The organism is Burkholderia sp. BE12, from assembly GCF_002959955.1.
Lineage (GTDB): Bacteria > Pseudomonadota > Gammaproteobacteria > Burkholderiales > Burkholderiaceae > Burkholderia.
In genome coordinates this window covers 15,039-36,221 of record NZ_PREY01000039.1, presented here as the reverse complement: position 1 = coordinate 36,221, position 21,183 = coordinate 15,039, and the positions used below count along the sequence as shown (strand labels likewise).

Here is a 21,183-nt window from a genome sequence, read left to right as displayed (position 1 = left end):
CCAGGGCTTAACGCGAGTAAACGTTCATTTCCGGAAAGAAGAACGCGATTTCGACCGCTGCCGTTTCCGCAGCGTCCGAGCCGTGCACGGCGTTCGCGTCGATGCTGTCGGCGAAGTCGGCGCGGATCGTGCCCTTTTCCGCCTTCTTCGGATCCGTCGCGCCCATCAGGTCGCGGTTCTTCAGGATCGCGCCTTCACCTTCCAGAACCTGGATCATCACCGGGCCCGAGATCATGAAATCGACGAGATCCTTGAAGAACGGACGCGCTGCGTGAACCGCATAGAACTTCTCTGCGTCGGCGCGCGACAGGTGTGCCATGCGCGATGCGATGATCTTCAGGCCGGCGCCTTCGAAACGGCTGTAGATCTGGCCGATCACGTTCTTTGCCACCGCATCCGGCTTGATGATCGACAGGGTGCGCTCGATTGCCATAAAAACTCCAAAAAATTAAGAAGTTACAGGTTCAAATGAATCCGCTATTGTAGCACGATCCCGTGTATCATTGCGATTGAACCCTTACACGAATGAAAGGTTCAGAATCCATATGTTTTGTGCCGCCGAGCCATTGAAACCTCGCGGCACGGAACGTATCTTAGCCATAGCTGCCCCGGTTTGCTGCGCCGCACATCGCGCGCGCCGAACCGGCCCCGGACGCTCACGCGTTCAATGTTAGGAGAAACCATGAACGACTATCCGTACAATTTCGGCCGCGGCGGTTCCGTCAGCACCGCCGAGGTTCGCAACCGCGTGCTGCGGAACACGTACTGGCTGCTCGCGCTGTCGATGGTGCCGACCGTGCTGGGCGCCTGGGTCGGCGTCGCGACGGGCTTCTCGCTGTTCGCGGCCACGAGCCCGATGATGAGCCTGCTCGCGTTCTTCGCGATCGCGTTCGGCTTCATGTTCGCGATCGAGCGGACCAAAAACAGCGCGGCCGGCGTGTTCGTGCTGCTCGGTTTCACGTTCTTCATGGGCCTGATGCTGTCGCGGCTGCTGAGCTTCATCCTCGGCTTCTCGAACGGCCCGTCGCTGATCATGCTCGCGTTCGGCGGCACCGGCATCATCTTCGCCACGATGGCGACGATCGCCACCGTCAGCAAGCGCGACTTCTCCGGGCTCGGCAAGTGGCTGTTCATGGGCGTGATCGTGATCCTGCTCGCGTCGGTCGCGAACATCTTCCTGCAACTGCCGGCGCTGATGCTCACCGTGTCGGTGCTCGCGATCGCGATCTTCTCGGCCTACATGCTGTTCGACGTCCAGCGCGTCGTGAACGGCGGCGAGACGAACTACATCTCGGCCACGCTCGCGATCTACCTCGACCTGTACAACGTGTTCACGAACCTGCTCGCGCTGCTCGGCATCTTCGGCGGCAACCGCAACTGACGTTCGCTGCGCACCATGAAAAAACCGGCCCGCGGGCCGGTTTTTTTACGTCCGCCGCCCGGCTCAGTCGCGCTCGAACAGCGCGATCGATTCGACGTGCGACGTATTCGGGAACATGTTCACGACCCCGGCGCCCTTCAGCCGGTAACCGGCCTCGTGCACGAGCAGGCCCGCATCGCGCGCGAGCGTCGACGGGTTGCACGACACGTAGACGATGCGCTTCGGCAGCGGGCCTTCGCCGCTCTGCGCGATCTCGGCCAGCGCCTTCGACACGGCGAGCGCACCTTCGCGCGGCGGGTCGATCAGGAACTTGTCGAATGCGCCGAGTGCGCGGAGGTCGTCGCCCGTCACTTCGAACAGGTTCCGGCACGCGAACGTCGTGTGGCCGTCGACACCGTTCTCGCGTGCGTTCGCCAGCGCGCGCGTGGTCAGCGTGTCGCTGCCCTCGATGCCCATTACTTCGCGCGACAGCCGCGCGAGCGGCAGCGTGAAGTTGCCGATCCCGCAGAACAGGTCGAGCACGCGATCGTCGCGCGACGGCGCGAGCAGGCGCAGCGCCCGGCCCACCAGCACGCGGTTGATCTGGTGGTTGACCTGCGTGAAGTCGGTCGGCTTGAACGGCATGCGGATGCCGAATTCCGGCAGCGTGTAGTCGAGCGATACGTCGAGCGGATAGAACGGCGTCACCGTGTCGGGGCCCTTCGGCTGCAACCAGAACTGCACGTTGTGCTCGTCCGCGAACGCGCGCAGCAGCGCTTCGTCGTCCGCGTTGATCGGCTCCAGCACGCGCAGCACGAGCGCGGTGACGGCCGAGCCGACCGCGAGTTCGATCTGCGGCATCCGGTCGCGAATCGACAGCCCTTCGACGAGCCGGCGCAGCGGCACGAGCATGGCCGACACGTGCGGCGGCAGCACTTCGCAGCTCGTCATGTCGGCGACGTAGCTGCTCTTCTTCTCGTGGAACCCGACCAGCACGCCGCCCTTCTTCACCACGTTGCGCACGGTCAGGCGCGCACGGTAGCGATAGCCCCACGACGGACCGTGGATCGGCGCGAACATCGTTTCCGCACGCAGCTTCGCCAGATGCCACAAGTTGTCCTCGAGCACGCGCTGCTTGACCGCCACCTGCGCGCGCATGTCGAGATGCTGCATCGAGCAGCCGCCGCAGGTGCCGAAGAATTTGCACTTCGGCTGCGTGCGCATCACGCTCGGGCGCAGAATGTCGACTACCGTCGCCTGCTCGTAGCTCGGCTTGCGGCGATAGCTCGAATAAGTCACGCGCTCGCCCGGCAGCGCGCCTTCGACGAAGATCACCTTGCCCGGCTGACCGTCCTCGGTCATCGTGCGGCCGACACCGCGCGCTTCCATGTCGAGCGATTCGATCTCGAGAACCGGGGCGGGCCCGGGCGCGACGGGCGCGTTTTTCGATTTGCGCGCAGAAGTGGGGACGGCTTCGGACACCAGCTTTTCCTGACAAACGTTGAAGAAGGCGAGATTGTAGACGACGAAGGCGCCCGTCGCGCGCTTTGGATGACGCAGGCGCCGAACTTGCGCACGGACAGCCCTGTGGGGCGCCCGGGCGGCCCTGCAATGCGGCTTCGGGACGCGCCTGCGGCGAGCCGAGCCGAGCCGCAAAACGGCCCGGCAACGCCCGAGGCCCGACATTCCGCTCGACAGGAGATTCGACCATGCGATTGATCGACTGGAACATCCAATGGGGTCGGGACGCCGACGGCGTCGTCGATCTTTCCCGCACCGTCGCGGCGATTCGTCAACTCGGCGATTTCGACGTGCTGTGCCTGCAGGAAGTCACGCGCGGCTTCGACGCCCTGCCCGGCCGGCCGGGCCCCGACCAATTCGCCGAACTCGCCGCGCTGCTGCCCGGCTATACGATCGTCGACGCCGTCGGCGCCGACCTGCCGGCCATCCGGCCGGGCGCCCCGCGCCGCCAGTTCGGCAACGCGATCGCGACGCGGCTGCCGCTCGGGCGCGTGCGGCGCCAATCGCTGCCGTGGCCGGCCGACGCCGGCGCACCGTCGATGCCGCGCGTCGCGCTCGACATCGAATTGCAGGCGCCCTTCGGATCGTTACGCGTGGTCACCACGCATCTGGAGTATTACTCGGTGCGCCAGCGGCTTGCGCAGGTCGACGCGCTGCGCGACCGGCATCGCGAGGCCTGCGCGCACGCGGCACACCCGGCTCCCGCCGAAACCGCCGAGGGGCCGTTCAGCGCGACCGGACAACCGCGCGATGCGATCGTCTGCGGCGATTTCAACAGCCCATTCGATAGCGACGCGTACCGGCGCTTCCTGGAGCCGATCGCCGACGCGCCGAGTTTCGTCGACGCGTGGGTCGCACGGCATCCCGGTCGTACGCCGCCGCCGACGGCCGGCGTCTACGATACGGTGCAATGGTCGGAGGGGCCGCTCGCGTGCGATTTCGTGTTCGTGACCGACACGCTGTTGCCGCGCGTCGTCGGCTGCGAGATCGACGGGGACGTACGCGCGTCCGACCACCAGCCGGTGCTGCTCGAACTGGCCTGACCGCGCCGGTTGCGGCACGGGCCGCGCTACGCGTCGAAGCCCGCCAGGTATTCGACCCAGTGCGGCGCCGGCTCCTGCGCAAGCGCGTTCTTCACGATCAGAATCTCGTCCGCGTACTCGCTCGGCGTCAGGCCGCCGCGCATCAACTGGAACCGGCAATACAGCAGGTAGGTGTTGACGACGTCGGTTTCGCAATAGTTGCGGATTTCGTCGATCCGCCCGTCCCGGAACGCCGGCCATACCTGGCTGCCGTCCATCCCGAGCTTGCCCGGAAAGCCGCACAGCTTCGCGAGCGCATCGAGCGGCGCGTTGGCGCGCGCCTGATACATCGCGAGCACGTCCATCAGGTCGGTATGCCGCGAGTGATAGCGCGAGATGTAGTTGTTCCACTTGAATTCGCGGTCGTCCTCGCCGAGATCCCAGTAGCGGGTGGCGGGAATGCCGTGCACGAGCGCGCGGTAATGGAGGACCGGCAGATCGAAACCGCCGCCGTTCCACGACACGAGCTGCGGCGTGTATTTCTCGATCACGCGGTAGAACGACTGGATCAGCGTGGCTTCGTCGTCCTGCGGCGTCCCGAGCGAGCGCACGCGAAAACCGTTGTTGTCGCGGAATACGCACGAGATCGCCGCGATCCGCTGCAGATGGTGCGGCAGGAAATCGCCGCCCGTCTTCTCGCGGCGTGCGGCGAATGCGTGTTCGGCCACCGCGGCATCGTCGAGCGTCGCGGGCAGGTCTTCCAGACGGCGAATGCCGTCGACATCGGGAATCGTCTCGATGTCAAAAACAAGAATCGGAGTCATCGGTTACAGAACGGCGTCCTTGCGCACGCCGTTGGAGGCGAAGAACCGCTTGAGGCGCACCAGCGCTTCCTGCTGGATCTGCCGCACGCGCTCGCGCGTGAGCCCCATCTCGTCGGCGAGCTCCTCGAGCGTCGCCGGTTCGATATGGTTCAGGCCGAAGCGGCGCTCGATCACGTGCCGGTGCTTGTCGGACAGCCGCGACAGCCACGCGCGCGTCAACGTTTCGAGCTCGCGATGCTGCACCTCGGCGTCGGGCGACTGGCTCTGGTCGTCGGGCAGCAGGTCGAGCAGGCTGCTCGCGGGATCGAGGTCGAGCGGCGCGTCGAGCGACGCCGTGTGTTCGTTGAGCGCGAGGATATCGGTGACTTCCTCGGCGGTCTTGCCGGTGAGATAGGCGATGTCGTCGATGCTGGCTTCGCGGCGCTCGGCCGCCTCGCCCGTCGACATCGAATTCTTTTCGAGGTGGCGCTTCGCGCGCAATACCTGGTTCAGTTCGCGGATCACGTGCACGGGCAGGCGCACCGTGCGGGCCTGGTTCATGATCGCCCGCTCGATGCTCTGCCGGATCCACCACGTCGCGTAGGTCGAGAAACGGAAACCGCGCGTCGGGTCGAATTTCTCGATCGCATGCATCAGGCCGAGGTTGCCTTCCTCGATCAGGTCGAGCAGCGGCACGCCGCGGTTCAGGTACCCCTTCGCGATACTGACGACGAGACGCAGGTTGCGCTCGATCATCACCTGGCGCGCCTCGAATTCGCCGGCCTTCGCGAGGCGCGAATAGCGCTGCTCTTCCTCGACGGTCAGCAGCGGCTTCACGCTGATGCGGTTCAGGTAATGCTGGATCGTGTCGGCCGTGAGCTCGGCCTGCAGCAGCGTGCGGAAATCGTCGACGTCGGGCGCCGCTTCCTGGCGGCCTTCGCGCTCGTCGTCGCCACCGTCCGCTTCGCCGTCGCGTGTATCGAGATCACGTTCGTTTTCCGCGGCGTCGTCCTCGTCGTCCGTCGAAGCACCTACTCGCCCCACCGATGCTTGCGTGGCACGACTGATCTTCTCAGACTCGGCTTGCGGCTCGTGGCGCTTCGATTTCGGCATGGTCGTCTCGGTTATTGAGGCGGCAAATACTTCAGCGGATCGACAGGCTTACCCTGCCGGCGAACCTCGAAATGCAGCATCACGCGGTCGGCATCGCTGTTACCCATCTCGGCGATCTTCTGCCCCTTCGTTACCGCGTCCCCCTCTTTTACCATCAAAGCGCGATTGTGTGCATACGCCGTGAGGTAAGTTGCATCGTGTTTGATGATAATGAGGTTGCCGTAGCCACGCAGGCCGTTGCCGGAGTAAACGACGCGGCCGTCCGCGGCCGCCTTCACGGCTTCGCCGGCCGTCCCGCCGATATTGACACCCTTGTTCTTCGCATCGTCGAACCCGTTCAGCACGGGGCCGCGCGCGGGCCATGCGAACGTCACGGGGCCGCTCGGTGCGGCAGCCGTATCGCTCGATCCGGTTGCCGCAGCCGGCGGCGTGGCGGCGAGCGAGGACGACGTGCCCATGGCCGGCGTGGCCGGCCCGCTGCTCAGCGGTGCGGTCGCGACTGCACCGCCGGCGATCGGCGCGGTGGCCGGTACGCCCGCAGCCGGTACGCCCGCGACCGCCGCGCCGCCTGGCGGCGCCACGCGCAGCAACTGGTCGACTTCGATCTGGTTCGGGTTCGTCAGATTGTTCCACGACGCGATGTCGCGATAGTTCTGCCCGTTCTCGAGCGCGATCCGGTACAGCGTGTCGCCCGGCTTCACACGGTAGAAGCCCGGCGGCGGCGGGCCGAGCGGCACCGCGGGCTGCGCGGCGGCGGTCGTGCCGAGCGAGCCGGAGCGGTCGACGACGGGCGCGTTGTCGAGCCGCGTCGCACAGGCGGCCAGTAACGTGGAGAACGCAGCCACACAGATCGCGCGCTGGGCGAGCGTGAGCGGTTCCCTGGATCGGTTGTTTTGCATCGCGCGCAACATACTCATCGGTTTCAAATCACTCCGGATTTTAAAGGGACAAAGAAAACGCGATCAAGCCGGGACTCTCGCCATTGCGCGTGCGCAACGCGCTCGACGAGCGTGAGCACCTGGTGCTGCCCGCTCTGCGCGCCGACCGGCGCGATGAGCCGCCCGCCGATCGCGAGCTGCTCGAGCAGCGCCTGCGGCACGTCGAGCCCCGCCGCCGCGATCACGATCGCGTCGAACGGGGCCGCGGACGGCAGGCCGACACGCCCGTCGCCGTAGTGCAGACGGATGTTCGGCACGCGCAGCGGCCGCAGGTTCAGCTTCGCGCGCTCGTAAAGCGGCTTGATGCGTTCAATCGAATACACGTCGCGTGCCACGTGGCTCAGCACGGCGGCCTGATAGCCGCAACCGGTGCCGATCTCGAGCACGCGCTCGAGCGTGCGGCCGGCCATCGCGAGCTCGATCATGCGCGCGACGACCGACGGCTTTGAAATGGTCTGCTGGTGGCCGATCGGCAACGCCGAATCCTCGTAGGCCTGCGTCGCGAGCCCGGGATCCACGAACATGTGGCGCGGCACCGCGGCCATCGCGTCCAGCACGCGCGCATCGGTGACGCCGTTCGCGCGCAGGCGTTCGACCATCCGCTCGCGCACACGTTCCGACGTGAGCGCGAACGCGCCGGCCGGCACGATGCTCGGCGCAGCCGGCTTCGGCAGCGCAGGCTTCAGCACGGTCGGCTTCGGTGCGGTCGCCGGCTTCGCGGCGGCGATACCCGGCAGCGGCGCCCGCACGGCGGCCGGCTTCACCGCAACCGGTTTCAGCACGGCTGCGGGTTTGTCGGCGGCCTTCGACTTCGTGCCCGCCACCTGGCGTTCACCGGCCCGACCTTCCGACTTGCGTGGCGCTCGCTTGAGATCTTCGAGCGCGAGCGGGAACCGCTTCGCGCGCTCGCCGCTCATGAAGCCCGCCCTCCGGCGCGCGCCCATTCGCGCGTCGCGGGCAGCATCTGCGTATGCGTGAGATCGAGCTGCAGCGGCGTGATCGACACGAAGCCGTTTGCGACGGCGTGGAAATCGGTGCCCTCGCTGGCGTCCAGCGCCTCGCCCGCGGCACCGATCCAGTAAATCGGCTCGCCGCGCGGGTCGGTCTGGCGAATCACCGGCTGCGACGGATGACGCTTGCCGAGGCGCGTGACTTTCCAGCCCTTCTGTTGGTCGTACGGCAGGTTCGGAATATTGACGTTCAGCAGCGGCTGGCCGGGCAGCGGATGTGCGAGGTAGTGCGCGACGATTTCCGCGGCGACGCGCGCGGCATCGGCCAGATGGGCCCAGCCCTTGTCGACCAGCGAGAACGCGATCGCCGGCACACCGAACATGATGCCTTCGGTGGCGGCTGCAACTGTCCCCGAATAGAGCGTGTCTTCGCCCATGTTCTGGCCGTTGTTGATGCCCGACACGACGATATCCGGCCTCGCATCGGCCATCCCCGTCAGCGCGACGTGCACCGAATCGGTCGGCGTGCCGTTCACATAGAAGAAACCCGTACCCGCAGCGCGCTGCACCGACAGCGGCCGCGACAACGTGAGGGAATTCGACGCGCCGCTGCAGTTCTGCTCGGGCGCGATCACCGTAAGCTCGGCCAGCGGCTGCAACGCTTCGCTGAGCGCGGCGAGACCGGGGGCGAGATAGCCGTCGTCGTTGCTGAGTAGGATTCGCATCCGGCGATTGTAACCGAGGAAAGATGGCGCGAGAGCGACAGTCCGGCCACCGCGGACGGGCGGGTTTACGCATGGGCACGCGCTGCGCCGCCGCACTGCGCGGCGGCGTTCCGCGCGCTGGGGAAAACACCGGGCCGCCGGGTTTTCCGCCGGAGAAAATCTTCTCGGGAACATCATCCCGTCATCGGGCCGCCCGGCGCGACGCGCCAGGCCGGGTGCACTCAGATCGCGCCGGCCTCGCGCAGGGCGGCAATCGCCTGCCCGTCGTAGCCGAGGCCGCGCAGCACCTCGTCGGTATGCTCGCCGAGCTCGGGCCCGAGCCAGCGCGTTTCGCCCGGCGTATCCGACAGCTTCGGCGTGATGTTCGGCAGCGGAATGTCGGTGCCGTCGGCCAGCTTGAAACGCTGGATCATCTGGCGCGCGACGAACTGCGGATCGGTGAACATGTCGGCGGCGCTGTAGATGCGCCCGGCCGGCACGTCGGCCGCGTTGAGCACGACGAGCGCCTCGTCGATCGTGCGCGGCGCGAGCCACGCGGCGATCGCGTCGTCGATTTCCTGCGTGCGCGGCACACGCCCGTCGTTTTGCGCGAGCGCGGGATCGTCGGCGAGGTCGTCGCGTTCGATCGCCTTCATCAGCCGCTTGAAGATCGGATCGCTGTTGCCGCCGATCACGATGCTGCCGTCGCGGCATGCATACGTATTCGACGGCACGATGCCCGGCAGCGACGCGCCGGTGCGCTCACGCACCATCCCGTACACGCCGTACTCGGGCACCACGCTTTCCATCATGTTGAAGACGGCTTCATACAGTGCAACGTCGACCACCTGCCCCGCGCCGCCGTTGACCTTGCGGTGATGGAGCGCCATCAGCGCGCCGATCACGCCGTGCAGCGCGGCGATCGAATCGCCGATCGAGATGCCGATGCGCGGCGGCGGCAGATCCGGATAGCCGGTGATGTGGCGCAGCCCGCCCATCGATTCGGCGATCGCGCCGAAGCCGGGCCGGTCGCGGTACGGGCCCGTCTGCCCGTAGCCGGACAGGCGCACCATCACGAGGCCCGGATTGTCGGCCGACAGCACGTCGTAGCCGAGCCCGAGCTTTTCGAGCAGGCCCGGACGGAAGTTCTCGATCACGATGTCGGCCTCGCTCGCGAGCTGCCGCGCGATCGCCTTGCCGGCGTCGGCTTTCAGGTTGAGCGTGACCGATTTCTTGTTGCGCGCCTGGACGGACCACCACAGCGACGTGCCGCCCTGCTCCGGGTGGAGTTTGCGCCACTTGCGCAGTGGGTCGCCGCCGTTCGGATCCTCGATCTTGATCACTTCCGCGCCGAATTCGGCGAACAGCCGCGACGCGAACGGCCCCGCGATCAGCGTTCCGAATTCGAGCACCTTGACGCCCGCGAGCGGGCCCTGGCTGACGCTCATGTGTCTCCCTGACATGAAGGAACGGCGCCGCCCGCGGGCGGCGCCCGGCTTACATCGTGCGGCGGTCGAGCATCGCGCGGGCGATGGTGCCCGCGTCGACGTACTCGAGCTCGCCGCCCACCGGCACGCCGCGCGCGAGGCGCGTGACCGCGAGCCCGCGCGCCTTGAGCGTCTGGCCGAGGTAGTGGGCGGTGGCTTCGCCTTCGTTCGTGAAGTTGGTCGCGAGCACGACTTCCTTGACGACGCCGTCGGACGCGCGCCGCACGAGGCGGTCGAAATGGATTTCCTTCGGGCCGATTCCGTCGAGCGGGCTCAGTCGCCCCATCAGCACGAAATACAGCCCGCGGTAGGTCATCGTCTGCTCGAGCATGATCTGGTCGGCAGGCGTCTCGACGACGCACAGCAGCGTCGGATCGCGCTCCTCGTCGCTGCAGACATCGCAGATCTGCGCTTCGGTGAACGTGTTGCACTTCTCGCAGTGCTGCAGATGCTCGGTCGCGAACAGCAGCGAGCGGCCGAGCCGCTCCGCGCCCTCACGGTCGTGTTGCATCAGGTGAACCGCCATGCGCTGCGCGGATTTCGGCCCGACGCCGGGCAGCACGCGCAACGCTTCGACGAGAGCGGACAAGGCGGACGGCTGTTTCATACGGCGGCAAACGGTGACAAGGACGCCGCGCTCAGAACGGCAGCTTGAAGCCCGGGGGCAGCGGCAGGCCCGACGTCATCCCGCTCATCTTTTCCTGCGACGTTGCTTCGGCCTTGCGCACCGCGTCGTTGAACGCAGCGGCGACGAGATCCTCGAGCATGTCCTTGTCGTCCGCGAGCAGGCTCGGGTCGATCGACACGCGGCGCACTTCGTTGCGGCACGTCATCGTCACCTTGACGAGGCCGGCGCCCGACTGCCCTTCCACTTCGATGAGCGCAAGCTGCTCCTGCATCTTCTTCATGTTTTCCTGCATTTGCTGCGCTTGCTTCATCAGTCCGGCGAGGTTGCCTTTCAACATGGGAATACTCCTTCTTGATCGTGTGAAAACCGGCACGCGGCGCGTGCCGGCCAATGTGTGCGGGGCGTGATTGTGCCTGTCGCGGGGCGGTCAGTTCAATGCAGCGTCGGCGGGGCGCCGTCCGGCGCCGAATCGGCGAGCGGGCGCACCGATCCGTCGACGATGCGCGCACCGAACTCGCGCACGAGCTGCTGGACGAACGGATCGCCGTGAATCTCCTGCTCGGCTTCGCGCTGGCGCGCCGCGCGTGCGGCCGCATCGAGCGCTGCCGCGGTGCGCCGCGCGGGCCCGACCTCGACGCTCACCTCGACCGGCTTGCCGAGCGCATCGGCCAGTGCGGCCTTCAGCTTCGCCACCTGTGCGGCGTCCGCATACTGCGGCACCGGCACGGACAATTTCAATGCGGTCGCATCGACGGCCGTCAGTTCGCTGTTGAACGCGAGCTGGTACGCGACACCCTTCAGCGGCAGCCGCGCGGCCAGCGCCGGCCATTCGCCGTCGAAGCCGATCGGATCGAGCGCGATCGCGGGCGGCAACGGGCGCGAGTCGATCGGCGCGGCCGGACGCGCGTCCGCCGGCTTCGGCGTCACGCGCACGTCGTCGGGACCGCTGTCGAATACCGGCACGAAGCCGTCGTCGGAACCGCCGAACATCTCGTCGGCGCTGAGCGGTACGTAGTCGTCGGGCGGGATGTCTTCCCAAGGCGGCGACGGCTGGCGCGAATCGGCTGCTTGCGGCGCACGGGCAGCGGCACGCGGCGTCGGCACCTGGACGGCCGGACGCGGTGTGGCCAGCTTGTCGGCCGCCGGCTGGGTTGCCGCCGGCTTGGCGGCAGCAGCGCCTGCGCGCCCACGGTCCGACGACACGCGCATCCCCGCATTGCGCAGCACGTCGAGCGCGGCGGCGGCACCGCCTGCGCGCGCCGACCGCGCGGCGGCGGGTTCGGGCGATGCAGCGCGCGGCGCCGGTTCGGCCGCGGGAGCCGGTTCGTCGTTTCGCTGCATGGCGGCAACGGCAGGCGGCTCAGGTTCCTTGTGCGCGGGAGGCGGCATGTCGACTGCGGGCACTGCCTTCGCTTCCGGCTGCGGCGGCTCGATAGCTTGTGCGTGGGCCGCGACCGGTGCCGGTGCCGGTGCTGCCGACTCTGCCGGTGACGGGACGGCAACCGGTTGGGCGGCCGGCCGCTCGGCTTCGTCGCTTGATTGCGCCGGCGCCGAACGTGCGACCGGTGCAGCCGGCGCCGCGGCTTGCGGACGCGCTGCGGCAGCGGGCGCGGCCGATACCGGCTTCGCCGCGGCGGCTGCCGGTGCCGCGGCTGCGCGCGGGGCCGGCACCGTACGCGGCGGCACGGACGGCTGGCCGCCCGGCGCACTGCCGGCGCCAACGGTCGGCTCGAACGCGAGCATCCGCAGCAGCGTCATCGTGAAACCGGCGTATTCGTCCGGCGCCAGGCCGAGCTCGGCGCGCCCGACGGTCGCGATCTGATAGAACAATTGAACCTGTTCGGGGCTCAGCGTCTCCGCGAAACGACGCAGGTCGGCCGCTTCGGGCCATTCGTCGAGCACCGAGCCCGGCGCGAACTGCGCCCATGCGATCCGGTGCAGCAGGCTCGCGAGATCCTGCAGCGCGGTCGAGAACGACAGGCTGCGCAGCGACATCTCGTCGGCGATCGTGAGGATTTCCGGGCCGTTGCCGGCCGCGAGCGCGTCGAGCAAGCGCACCATGTAAGTCTGGTCGAGCGCGCCGAGCATGCCCGACACCGCCGACTCGGTCACCTCGTTCGCCGAATAGGCGATCGCCTGGTCGGTCAGCGACAGCGCGTCGCGCATGCTGCCCTGCGCGGCGCGCGCGAGCAGACGCAGCGCCTGCGGCTCGAACGTGATCCGCTCTTCGCCGAGGATCCGCTCGAGATGCGACACGATGTGCCCGGCCGGCATCTGCTTCAGGTTGAACTGCAGGCAGCGCGACAGCACGGTGACGGGGATTTTCTGCGGATCGGTCGTCGCGAGGATGAACTTGACGTGCGGCGGCGGCTCTTCGAGCGTCTTCAGCATCGCGTTGAACGCGTGGTTCGTCAGCATGTGCACTTCGTCGATCATGTAGACCTTGAAGCGCGCATCGACGGGCGCGTACACCGCGCGCTCGAGCAGCGCGGCCATCTCGTCGACGCCGCGGTTGCTCGCCGCATCCATCTCGACGTAGTCGACGAAACGGCCCTCGTCGATCTCGCGACAGGCGCGACACACGCCGCACGGCTGCGACGTGACGCCGGTTTCACAGTTGAGCGCCTTCGCGAAGATCCGCGACAGCGTCGTCTTGCCGACACCGCGGGTTCCGGTAAACAGATAGGCGTGATGGAGACGCCCGCCGTCGAGCGCGTGCGTGAGCGCCCTGACGACGTGCTCCTGGCCGACGAGCGAAGCGAAATCCTTCGGACGCCACTTGCGTGCGAGAACTTGATAGGTCATCGGGAAATTGTATCAGTAACGCTGCGTCGCGCCGACACGCGAAACGGTGCGGAACACGGGCAAGGCGCAGGTCGAACGGAGTGTGACGCAGAAATAAAAAACGCCCTGCGAACGGGGCGAGAAGGAAGGTGACGAGCCCAACCCTCGGCACTGGCAGAAAACGATTGTGGCTGCTTCGTTCCCGACCTGACCAGGTTCACCGCCCCACCATGCGAGGAGGCCCGTCACGGCATATTCTATCACCGCTTCCGGACGAATGCGACCGTTTGTTCGCATCAATGCGAATATCGCCGGGCAAACCGGCACGTCGTCCACTTGTACACGTCGAATGCGGCCCGCCCCTTGTAATTCGCGGACCGGCCTCCACCTGCGTGGCACGACGGTCGAACGTCGCGTCGTACCCCTACTCGCGTAGCGGCTACTATCGCCGCCCGCAGCAGATAGCAATTTAGGCTAATATGACGCCCGAACGACCCGCGAGCCGCGGCATGCAGCGCTTACGCCCTCTTTCCGGAAGGCGGAGTGACCTGCCGCAGCGGCCGGCAGCCCACGGCGGCCGGTACGCCGCAACGCGCAAGCAGGCAGTCCCCGAACCGTAAGAGGTATTGACCCAATGAGCGAACAGATCAAACACATCAGCGACGCATCGTTCGAACAGGACGTCGTCAAGTCCGACAAGCCCGTACTCGTCGATTTCTGGGCCGAATGGTGCGGCCCGTGCAAGATGATCGCCCCGATCCTCGACGAAGTCGCGAAGGACTACGGCGACAAGCTGCAGATCGCGAAGATCAACGTCGACGACAATCAGGCCACGCCGGCGAAATTCGGCGTGCGCGGCATCCCGACGCTGATCCTGTTCAAGAACGGCGCGGCCGCCGCGCAGAAGGTCGGCGCGCTGTCGAAGTCGCAGCTCACCGCATTCCTGGACAGCCATCTGTAATACCGGCAGTTCCGCGGACGTGTTGTCAGTCGGCAACACGTCCGTCGTCAAGCCGACGATCGCTCGCTCAAGCGCGAATCGGCCTATGCTAGAATTAAAAAACGTCGGCAAGACGCATTAAGTCTCTGAGCGCTTCCGCTCGCCCTCCTCCCTTATTTTCTTTCGTCGCTTCTCCTCCCTGGCGGGTTCCCCGTATGCATTTATCCGAGCTCAAGTCTCTGCACGTGTCCGAACTGATCGAAATGGCCAATGGCCTGGAGATCGAAAACGCGAACCGCCTGCGCAAGCAGGAGTTGATGTTCGCCATTCTTAAAAAGCGCGCCAAGACGGGAGAGACGATCTTCGGCGACGGCACGCTCGAAGTGCTGCCGGACGGCTTCGGCTTCCTGCGCTCGCCGGAAATGTCGTACCTCGCGAGCACCGACGACATCTACATCAGCCCGTCGCAGATCCGGCGCTTCAACCTGCACACCGGCGACACCATCGAAGGTGAAGTCCGTACGCCGAAGGACGGCGAGCGCTACTTCGCGCTGGTGAAGGTCGACAAAGTCAACGGGCAGCCGCCCGAGGCCTCGAAACACAAGATCATGTTCGAGAACCTCACGCCGCTGCATCCGAACAAGCCGCTGTCGCTCGAACGCGAAATGCGCGGCGAGGAAAACGTCACGGGCCGCATCATCGACATGATCGCGCCGATCGGCAAGGGCCAGCGCGGCCTGCTCGTCGCGTCGCCGAAGTCGGGCAAGACCGTGATGCTCCAGCACATCGCGCACGCGATCAAGCAAAACCACCCGGACGTGATCCTGTTCGTGCTGCTGATCGACGAGCGTCCGGAAGAAGTGACCGAAATGCAGCGCTCGGTCGCCGGCGAAGTGATCGCCTCGACGTTCGACGAACCGGCCACGCGCCACGTCCAGGTCGCCGAAATGGTGATCGAGAAGGCCAAGCGCCTCGTCGAAATGAAGCACGACGTCGTGATCCTGCTCGACTCGATCACGCGTCTCGCGCGCGCATACAACACCGTGATCCCGGCGTCGGGCAAGGTGCTGACGGGCGGTGTCGACGCGAACGCGCTGCAACGTCCGAAGCGCTTCTTCGGCGCGGCACGCAACATCGAGGAAGGCGGCTCGCTGACGATCATCGGCACGGCGCTGATCGAAACCGGCAGCCGCATGGACGACGTGATCTACGAAGAGTTCAAGGGCACCGGCAACATGGAAGTGCACCTCGAGCGCCGTCTCGCGGAAAAGCGCGTGTATCCGTCGATCAACCTGAACAAGTCGGGCACGCGTCGCGAGGAAATGCTGATCAAGCCCGAGATCCTTCAGAAAATCTGGGTGCTGCGCAAGTTCATCCACGACATGGACGAAGTCGAGGCCATGGAATTCCTGCTCGACAAGATCCGTCAGACGAAGAGCAACTCCGAGTTCTTCGACCTGATGCGCCGCGGCGGCTGATCGCCCCCGCTCCGCGACACGGCCGCCCGCGCAACCTGCCCGGCGGCCGTTTTTCGATCTCAACCTGAACGTGAACGTACAGGTTGATCTATAATCGCGTCATCGTCCCGCCGAATCTCGCCCACCCGATGCCGAACGATGCCTCCACCCCGTTGTTGACCGTCAGCGACGCCGCGTCGCGGCTCGGCGTCACGCCGCGCACGCTCAAATATTACGAAGAGCGCGGGCTCGTCACGCCGTCGCGCAGCGAAGGCCGCTACCGCCTCTACGACGAAGCCGACCTCGAGCGCTTCGCGCGCATCCTGCGGTTGCGCGCGCTCGGCTTCTCGCTGCACGGCATCACCGAAATGCTGAAGCGCCCGCTGGAAGAAACCGGCGACGGCCGGCGCCGCTATTCGGATGCGTCGCTGCGCGACATCCGCGCGGGCCTGGCCGAGCAGATCGATACGCTCGACCGGCGGATCGCGGCCGTCCAGCGCGAGCTGAAGGAAGCCGTCGCGCTGCGCAAGGAGTTGCAGCACGACATCGACTACGTCGAACGGCGCCTCGCCGGCGAAAACGCCGAGGTCCTGATCGCGCAGCGGCAGGCCGAAGCCGGCACGCGGCGCGCGCGCAAGGATCGCGAATGAACGCGGTGCCGGGCCGGCCGCCGCTGTGGAGCCGCGCGAACCTGCGCGCGGACCTGTTCCCGTGGGCGCTCGCGCTCGTCACCGGCATCGACTACTTCGACAACGCCGCCTTCTCGTTCTTCGCGAGCTACATCGCGGGCGGCATCAACGCGTCGCCCGACGAACTCGTCTGGTCGTCGAGCGCCTACGCGGTCACGGCCGTGCTCGGCATCCTGCAGCAGCAATGGTGGGTCGACCGGCTCGGCCATCGCCGCTACGTCGCGGGCTGCATGCTGATGTTCTCGTTCGGCGCGATCGCGGCGGCGCTGGCCGACACGTCGCTGGAGCTCGCATTCGCGCGCGGCTTTCAGGGCTATTTCATCGGCCCGATGATGGGTGCGTGCCGGATCCTGATCCAGATCAGCTTCAAGCCGCAGGAGCGTCCGCCCGCGACGCGCGCATTCCTCATCATGATCCTGCTCGGCAGCGCGCTCGCGCCGATCGTCGGCGGGCTGCTGGTCGCGCATTCGACGTGGCGCGCACTGTTCGCGTGCACGGCGCCGGCCGGCATCGCGTTCGCGATCCTCGCCTTGCTCACGCTGCCCGATTCGGGCCGCACGCCGGACGACGAACGCGGTTCCGGACATTTCTGGCCGTACGTCGTGTTCGCGCTCGCGCAAGGGGCGCTGCAGATCGTGCTGCAGCAGGTGCATTACCAGCTCTACAGCGGCTCGCCGATGCTGATCCTGCTGACGATCGCGGGGCTCGGCGCGCTCGCGTGGTTCGCGTATCACCAGTGGCATCACCCGACGCCGCTCGTGCGGCTGCATGCGTTTCGCGAGCGGACGTTCCAGATCGGGCTGCTGCTCTACATGTTCTATTACTACGAGACGACGGGCTTCAGTTACCTGACGTCGCGGTTTCTCGAGGGCGGGCTCGGCTATCCGGTCGAGAACGCCGGGCGCCTGGTGGGCACGATGTCGCTGATCTCCGCCACCGCGCTGTTCGCCTACCTGCGCTACGCGAAATTCGTCACGCACAAGAAGTGGTTCGTCGTGCCGGGGTTCGCGATCGCCGTCACGGCCGCGCTGTGGATGACCCGGATGACGCCGCAGGTCGGCGAAGCCGCGCTGATCGTCCCGCTGCTGCTGCGCGGGTTGCTGCTGCTGTTCATCGTGCTGCCGGTCGCGAACCTCACGTTCCGGATTTTCGCGATCGACGAATACACGCACGGCTACCGGCTGAAGAACATCGTGCGGCAACTGACGATCTCGTTCGCGACGTCGTCGGTGATCATCGTCGAGCAGCACCGGCTGGCCGTGCACCAGACACGGCTCGTCGAGCGTGCGAACGTGTTCGATCCGCTGTTCCAGCAGACCGTCGATGCGCTGACGCGCAGCTATGCGGCCGCCGGCCACGCGCTGAACGACGCGCACGGCCTCGCGATCGCGTCGATCGCGCGGATGGTGGCGCAACAGGCGTCGTTCCTCGCGTCGCTCGACGGCTTTTACTTCCTCGCGGGCGTGGCGCTCGTCGGCGGCCTCTTCGCGGCATGGCAAAAACAGATCGATTGAGTTAAAAGACAGGCTTTGGTTTTTCATCCGCGGCCTCCATGCTTTCGAAACTGACCCGCTGGTTCGACGACCGCCGCCGCGACCGCGCGCTGCGCAGCCATCCGATTCCCGACGCGCTGTGGCAGGAAACCGTCGAGCGCCTGCCGTTCCTCGCGACCCTGCCGCCCGACGCGCTCGGCCGGCTGCGCGAGCTGACGAGCCTGTTCGTCGCGAAAAAATCGTTTTCGACCGCGCACGGGCTCGAGCTCACCGACGCGATGATCGTCGCGATCGCCGCGCAGGCCTGCCTGCCCGTGCTGAATCTCGACCTGTCGCTGTACGACGGCTGGGTCGGCGTCGTCGTGTATCCGGGCGAATTCGTGATCCGCAAGACCGTGCAGGACGAGGACGGCGTCGTCCACGAAGTCGAGCAGGATGCGAGCGGCGAGGCATGGGAAGGCGGCCCCGTGATCCTCTCGTGGGAAGACGCGCAAATGACCGACGGCCGGGACGCGTACAACGTCGTGATTCACGAGTTCGCGCACAAGATCGACATGGTCAACGGCGCGGCCGACGGCTATCCGCCCCTTTTTCGCCGCTGGCATGCGCCGCATCTCGACGCACAGGCGTGGGCCGACGTGTTCGAACACGCATACGACCAGTTCTGCGGGCGCGTCGACGCGGTGCCGGACCGCGCGTGGGCGCGCTTCGAGCGGGACTCGCTGATCGATCCCTATGCGGCCGATCATCCGTCGGAATTCTTCGCGGTGTGCAGCGAGGCGCTGTTCGTGCGGCCGAAAGCGTTCGAGTCCGAATTTCCGGAGCTGTACCGGTTGCTCGCGCGCTACTACCGGCAGGATCCGGCCGGCACCGGCGCGCTCGACGCACCATGAAAATTATTCGTCAACCGTCTGATTTTCTGGCATAATCGCCGTTTTTCGACCTTAGGCAAGTGGCTCGCGCCGGGCTTGGCGTCGTCTGGTGATACGCGAATTCGCGCACGCCGGCACGGCAAGCGGCGGGTTGGCTACCGCTCTCACCAAGGAAAGACCATGAAAGAAGGCATCCACCCGAATTACCGCGAAGTCGTCTTCCAAGACATGTCGAACGGCTTCAAGTTCATCACGCGCTCGACGATCCAGACGCGTGAAAACATCGAACTCGACGGCAAGACCTACCCGCTCGCCAAGATCGAAGTGTCGTCGGAATCGCACTCGTTCTACACGGGTCAGCAAAAGATCATGGACACGGCAGGCCGTGTCGAGAAGTTCAAGAACAAGTTCGGCGCACGCGCCAACGGCAAGGCTGCAAAGTAAGCTTTGCACCGATCCGGTGGTTGCAACGCACCGGTACCGCACGAAAGGGCAGCCCAGGCTGCCCTTTTTTGTCTCTGCTCGCCCGGAAGGCGCCGACCGGCGCCCGGGCAACGGCCTGACGCACAACAGCGGGCGCGACTACAATGCCGGATGCTCGAAACCGGCTCGACCGCGCGCAGCCGCGCCGGCCGCCCGCCCATAACAAATCGCTCATCTGCATGAAGCCTGTCGTCCGTCTCACCGCCTCCGCCACGCGTGCGCTGCCGCGCTGGCTGCTGCTCACGCTCTGCTTCGTCTACGCGGCTTTCGGCCTGTTCGGCCGCGACCCGTGGAAAAACGAGGACGCGGCGGGTTTCGGCGTGATGTGGACGATGGCCAAGGGCAGCTGGCACGACTGGCTGCTGCCGAACCTGGTCGGCAAGTTCATCACGACCGACGGGCCGCTCGGCTACTGGCTCGGCGCGCTGTCGATCCGCGGCCTGGGCCCGTGGGTCGACGCGAGCAACGCGTCGCGTGTCGACACCGGCGTGCTGTTCTGCGTCGCGTGCGCGTTCGTCTGGTACGCGGCCTACCTGCTCGGCCGGCGCGCCGAGGTTCAACCGTTCAAATACGCATTCGGCGGCGAACCCGAGCCGCGCGACTATGGCCGCACGCTCGGCGACGGCGCGCTGCTGGTGCTCGTCGCCTGCTTCGGTCTCGCGGAACGCGGGCACGAAACGACGCCGCAGCTGGCGCAGTTCGCGTGGATCGCGATGCTGGTGTACGGGATCGTGCGCGGCATCGACAAGCCGCTGCAAGGCGCACTGTGGTGGGGCCTCGCGATCGGCCTCGTCGCGCTGTCCGGCAACCCGGTGCTGGTCGTCGCGCTGCTCGCGGGCACGGCCGCGCTGTGGCTCGTCACGCCCGAGATGCGCAACCTGCGCCTGCCGCTCGTCGGCGTGCCGCTCGCGGCCGCGATCTTCGCGCTCTGGCCGCTCGCCGCGTTCGTCGCGGCGCCGGACGACGCGGCCTGGTTCTTCAACCAGTGGATCCACGGCAGCCTGATGCGCTTTTCGGGCCCGCCGACGGCCGTGCTCGGCTATGCGGCGAAGAACCTGCCGCTGTTCACGTGGCCCGCGTGGCCGCTCGCGATCTGGGCGTGGTGGAGCTGGGCCGGCATGCGCCGTCGTGCGCACATCGCGATTCCGCTGTCGGTTGCCGTGCCGCTCGTCGCGCTCGTGATCCTGCAAAGCCAGCAGTCGAACCGCATGTACATGCTGCTGCTGCCGCCGCTCGCGGTGCTCGCGACGTTCGCGCTGCCGACCCTCAAGCGCGGCGCGATCAACGCGATCGACTGGTTCGCGGTGCTGAGCTTCACGATCCTCGGCACCTTCGTGTGGCTCGTGTGGCTCGCGTCGCTCACCGGCTTCCCGCATCCGCTCGCGCGCAACCTCGCGCGCCTCGTGCCCGGCTACGAGCCGCATTTCAAGATCCTGTCGTTCATCTGCGCGGTGATCGTCACCGTGTGCTGGTGCTTCCTCGTGCGCTGGCGCGTCTCGCGGCAGCCGAAGGTGCTGTGGCGCAGCGTCGTGCTGTCGAGCGCGGGCACCACGCTGATGTGGGTGCTGCTGATGACGCTGTGGCTGCCGATCGTCAACTACGGCCGGACCTATCGCGATGTCGCGCAACAGATCGCCGTGCACCTGCCGTCCGACTACGAGTGCATCTCGCCGGTGCGGCTCGGCGACGCGCAGATCGCGACTTTCGCGTATTTCGGCGACATGCACTTCGATTTCTCCGGCGACTGCGACGTGATCCTGCGCCAGGACCGTGCCGACTTCGGCGAGCCGAGCGCGATGTCGCAATACGTATGGCGGCTCGTCTGGGAAGGCCGCCGCGTTGCCGACCGCGACGAGCGCTTCCGCCTGTACGAGCGCATCGAACGGCCGAAGACGCCCGTCAAGCGGCGTCCGCCGCGCCGCCAGGCGGCCGATTGACG

20 protein-coding genes and 1 other RNA gene are annotated in these 21,183 nt (G+C 66.7%); 9 read left to right on the top strand and 12 right to left on the bottom strand.

Features of this window, described 5'->3' with window-relative positions; translation table 11 throughout:
• Positions 1-7: 7 nt before the first annotated feature.
• Positions 8-433 carry a nucleoside-diphosphate kinase gene (gene ndk, locus C4B30_RS30610; RefSeq protein ID WP_027784586.1) on the bottom strand — a complete coding sequence of 142 codons (426 nt, stop codon included), beginning with the start codon at positions 431-433 and terminating at the stop codon, positions 8-10.
• A 249-nt stretch (positions 434-682) separates the two neighbouring features.
• Between ndk and C4B30_RS30605 the strand changes: the two genes are divergently transcribed.
• Entirely contained in the window at positions 683-1,381 is a 699-nt protein-coding gene (locus tag C4B30_RS30605) for a Bax inhibitor-1/YccA family protein (RefSeq protein WP_006484459.1), read from the top strand.
• Between the two features lie 63 nt (positions 1,382-1,444).
• Here the strand turns inward: C4B30_RS30605 and rlmD are convergent, their stop codons facing one another.
• The gene (rlmD, locus tag C4B30_RS30600) at positions 1,445-2,842 is read right to left on the bottom strand and encodes a 23S rRNA (uracil(1939)-C(5))-methyltransferase RlmD (protein WP_027784587.1); all 1,398 of its coding nucleotides are present in this window, start codon (positions 2,840-2,842) and stop codon (positions 1,445-1,447) included.
• Positions 2,843-3,069: 227 nt separating this feature from the next.
• Between rlmD and C4B30_RS30595 the strand changes: the two genes are divergently transcribed.
• Positions 3,070-3,924 carry an endonuclease/exonuclease/phosphatase family protein gene (locus C4B30_RS30595; protein WP_027784588.1) on the top strand — a complete coding sequence of 285 codons (855 nt, stop codon included), beginning with the start codon at positions 3,070-3,072 and terminating at the stop codon, positions 3,922-3,924.
• A gap of 26 nt (positions 3,925-3,950) precedes the next feature.
• Here the strand turns inward: C4B30_RS30595 and C4B30_RS30590 are convergent, their stop codons facing one another.
• The 10 genes from C4B30_RS30590 to ffs all read right to left on the bottom strand — a co-directional run bounded on the left by C4B30_RS30590 (position 3,951) and on the right by ffs (position 13,557).
• The gene (locus tag C4B30_RS30590; protein WP_027784589.1) at positions 3,951-4,727 is read right to left on the bottom strand and encodes a 3'-5' exonuclease; all 777 of its coding nucleotides are present in this window, start codon (positions 4,725-4,727) and stop codon (positions 3,951-3,953) included.
• Positions 4,728-4,730: 3 nt separating this feature from the next.
• Entirely contained in the window at positions 4,731-5,819 is a 1,089-nt protein-coding gene (gene rpoS / locus C4B30_RS30585) for an RNA polymerase sigma factor RpoS (protein WP_027784590.1), read from the bottom strand.
• A gap of 11 nt (positions 5,820-5,830) precedes the next feature.
• On the bottom strand, positions 5,831-6,736 hold the full coding sequence (locus C4B30_RS30580; protein WP_027784591.1) for a peptidoglycan DD-metalloendopeptidase family protein: 906 nt from the start codon (positions 6,734-6,736) through the stop codon (positions 5,831-5,833).
• A gap of 5 nt (positions 6,737-6,741) precedes the next feature.
• On the bottom strand, positions 6,742-7,674 hold the full coding sequence (locus C4B30_RS30575) for a protein-L-isoaspartate(D-aspartate) O-methyltransferase (protein WP_027784592.1): 933 nt from the start codon (positions 7,672-7,674) through the stop codon (positions 6,742-6,744).
• On the bottom strand, positions 7,671-8,432 hold the full coding sequence (surE, locus tag C4B30_RS30570; RefSeq protein WP_027784593.1) for a 5'/3'-nucleotidase SurE: 762 nt from the start codon (positions 8,430-8,432) through the stop codon (positions 7,671-7,673). The genes C4B30_RS30575 and surE overlap by 4 nt, the downstream gene beginning before the upstream one ends.
• A gap of 221 nt (positions 8,433-8,653) precedes the next feature.
• Positions 8,654-9,859: a CaiB/BaiF CoA transferase family protein gene (locus tag C4B30_RS30565; RefSeq protein WP_027784594.1), complete on the bottom strand. Its 1,206-nt coding sequence runs from the start codon at positions 9,857-9,859 to the stop codon at positions 8,654-8,656.
• 49 nt (positions 9,860-9,908) lie between these two features.
• A complete protein-coding gene (gene recR / locus C4B30_RS30560; protein ID WP_027784595.1) occupies positions 9,909-10,505 on the bottom strand; it encodes a recombination mediator RecR in 597 nt (198 codons plus the stop codon).
• Between the two features lie 31 nt (positions 10,506-10,536).
• Positions 10,537-10,863, bottom strand: a complete 327-nt coding sequence (locus tag C4B30_RS30555; RefSeq protein WP_006482124.1) for a YbaB/EbfC family nucleoid-associated protein — start codon at positions 10,861-10,863, stop codon at positions 10,537-10,539.
• Positions 10,864-10,958: 95 nt separating this feature from the next.
• Complete coding sequence (locus C4B30_RS30550) at positions 10,959-13,331, bottom strand: DNA polymerase III subunit gamma/tau (RefSeq protein WP_027784596.1); 2,373 nt, start codon at positions 13,329-13,331, stop codon at positions 10,959-10,961.
• Between the two features lie 127 nt (positions 13,332-13,458).
• Positions 13,459-13,557: signal recognition particle sRNA small type (ffs, locus tag C4B30_RS30545), an RNA gene on the bottom strand.
• Positions 13,558-13,944: 387 nt separating this feature from the next.
• On the opposite strand from ffs, the gene trxA reads away from it, so the two are divergent.
• The 7 genes from trxA to C4B30_RS30510 all read left to right on the top strand — a co-directional run bounded on the left by trxA (position 13,945) and on the right by C4B30_RS30510 (position 21,181).
• Positions 13,945-14,271 carry a thioredoxin TrxA gene (trxA, locus tag C4B30_RS30540; protein ID WP_006402348.1) on the top strand — a complete coding sequence of 109 codons (327 nt, stop codon included), beginning with the start codon at positions 13,945-13,947 and terminating at the stop codon, positions 14,269-14,271.
• Between the two features lie 194 nt (positions 14,272-14,465).
• Entirely contained in the window at positions 14,466-15,728 is a 1,263-nt protein-coding gene (gene rho / locus C4B30_RS30535) for a transcription termination factor Rho (RefSeq protein ID WP_006478662.1), read from the top strand.
• Between the two features lie 128 nt (positions 15,729-15,856).
• Complete coding sequence (locus C4B30_RS30530) at positions 15,857-16,357, top strand: MerR family transcriptional regulator (protein ID WP_027784597.1); 501 nt, start codon at positions 15,857-15,859, stop codon at positions 16,355-16,357.
• Complete coding sequence (locus C4B30_RS30525; RefSeq protein WP_027784598.1) at positions 16,354-17,910, top strand: MFS transporter; 1,557 nt, start codon at positions 16,354-16,356, stop codon at positions 17,908-17,910. The genes C4B30_RS30530 and C4B30_RS30525 overlap by 4 nt, the downstream gene beginning before the upstream one ends.
• A gap of 38 nt (positions 17,911-17,948) precedes the next feature.
• The gene (locus tag C4B30_RS30520; RefSeq protein ID WP_027784599.1) at positions 17,949-18,782 is read left to right on the top strand and encodes a zinc-dependent peptidase; all 834 of its coding nucleotides are present in this window, start codon (positions 17,949-17,951) and stop codon (positions 18,780-18,782) included.
• A gap of 159 nt (positions 18,783-18,941) precedes the next feature.
• The gene (locus C4B30_RS30515; RefSeq protein WP_027784600.1) at positions 18,942-19,205 is read left to right on the top strand and encodes a type B 50S ribosomal protein L31; all 264 of its coding nucleotides are present in this window, start codon (positions 18,942-18,944) and stop codon (positions 19,203-19,205) included.
• Positions 19,206-19,348: 143 nt separating this feature from the next.
• Complete coding sequence (locus C4B30_RS30510) at positions 19,349-21,181, top strand: ArnT family glycosyltransferase (RefSeq protein WP_027784601.1); 1,833 nt, start codon at positions 19,349-19,351, stop codon at positions 21,179-21,181.
• The last annotated feature ends 2 nt before the right edge of the window (positions 21,182-21,183 follow it).

What these genes read in the sequence shown, in the direction of transcription:
- trxA (WP_006402348.1), top strand. Translation starts at nt 13,945, where the DNA reads ATGAGCGAACAGATCAAACACATCAGCGACGCATCGTTCGAACAGGAC.
- C4B30_RS30580 (WP_027784591.1), bottom strand. Translation starts at nt 6,736, where the DNA reads ATGAGTATGTTGCGCGCGATGCAAAACAACCGATCCAGGGAACCGCTC.
- C4B30_RS30510 (WP_027784601.1), top strand. Translation starts at nt 19,349, where the DNA reads ATGCCGGATGCTCGAAACCGGCTCGACCGCGCGCAGCCGCGCCGGCCG.
- C4B30_RS30590 (WP_027784589.1), bottom strand. Translation starts at nt 4,727, where the DNA reads ATGACTCCGATTCTTGTTTTTGACATCGAGACGATTCCCGATGTCGAC.
- C4B30_RS30530 (WP_027784597.1), top strand. Translation starts at nt 15,857, where the DNA reads ATGCCGAACGATGCCTCCACCCCGTTGTTGACCGTCAGCGACGCCGCG.
- C4B30_RS30555 (WP_006482124.1), bottom strand. Translation starts at nt 10,863, where the DNA reads ATGTTGAAAGGCAACCTCGCCGGACTGATGAAGCAAGCGCAGCAAATG.
- C4B30_RS30525 (WP_027784598.1), top strand. Translation starts at nt 16,354, where the DNA reads ATGAACGCGGTGCCGGGCCGGCCGCCGCTGTGGAGCCGCGCGAACCTG.
- surE (WP_027784593.1), bottom strand. Translation starts at nt 8,432, where the DNA reads ATGCGAATCCTACTCAGCAACGACGACGGCTATCTCGCCCCCGGTCTC.
- C4B30_RS30565 (WP_027784594.1), bottom strand. Translation starts at nt 9,859, where the DNA reads ATGAGCGTCAGCCAGGGCCCGCTCGCGGGCGTCAAGGTGCTCGAATTC.
- recR (WP_027784595.1), bottom strand. Translation starts at nt 10,505, where the DNA reads ATGAAACAGCCGTCCGCCTTGTCCGCTCTCGTCGAAGCGTTGCGCGTG.
- C4B30_RS30605 (WP_006484459.1), top strand. Translation starts at nt 683, where the DNA reads ATGAACGACTATCCGTACAATTTCGGCCGCGGCGGTTCCGTCAGCACC.
- C4B30_RS30575 (WP_027784592.1), bottom strand. Translation starts at nt 7,674, where the DNA reads ATGAGCGGCGAGCGCGCGAAGCGGTTCCCGCTCGCGCTCGAAGATCTC.
- C4B30_RS30595 (WP_027784588.1), top strand. Translation starts at nt 3,070, where the DNA reads ATGCGATTGATCGACTGGAACATCCAATGGGGTCGGGACGCCGACGGC.
- rho (WP_006478662.1), top strand. Translation starts at nt 14,466, where the DNA reads ATGCATTTATCCGAGCTCAAGTCTCTGCACGTGTCCGAACTGATCGAA.
- C4B30_RS30550 (WP_027784596.1), bottom strand. Translation starts at nt 13,331, where the DNA reads ATGACCTATCAAGTTCTCGCACGCAAGTGGCGTCCGAAGGATTTCGCT.
- ndk (WP_027784586.1), bottom strand. Translation starts at nt 433, where the DNA reads ATGGCAATCGAGCGCACCCTGTCGATCATCAAGCCGGATGCGGTGGCA.
- C4B30_RS30520 (WP_027784599.1), top strand. Translation starts at nt 17,949, where the DNA reads ATGCTTTCGAAACTGACCCGCTGGTTCGACGACCGCCGCCGCGACCGC.
- rpoS (WP_027784590.1), bottom strand. Translation starts at nt 5,819, where the DNA reads ATGCCGAAATCGAAGCGCCACGAGCCGCAAGCCGAGTCTGAGAAGATC.
- C4B30_RS30515 (WP_027784600.1), top strand. Translation starts at nt 18,942, where the DNA reads ATGAAAGAAGGCATCCACCCGAATTACCGCGAAGTCGTCTTCCAAGAC.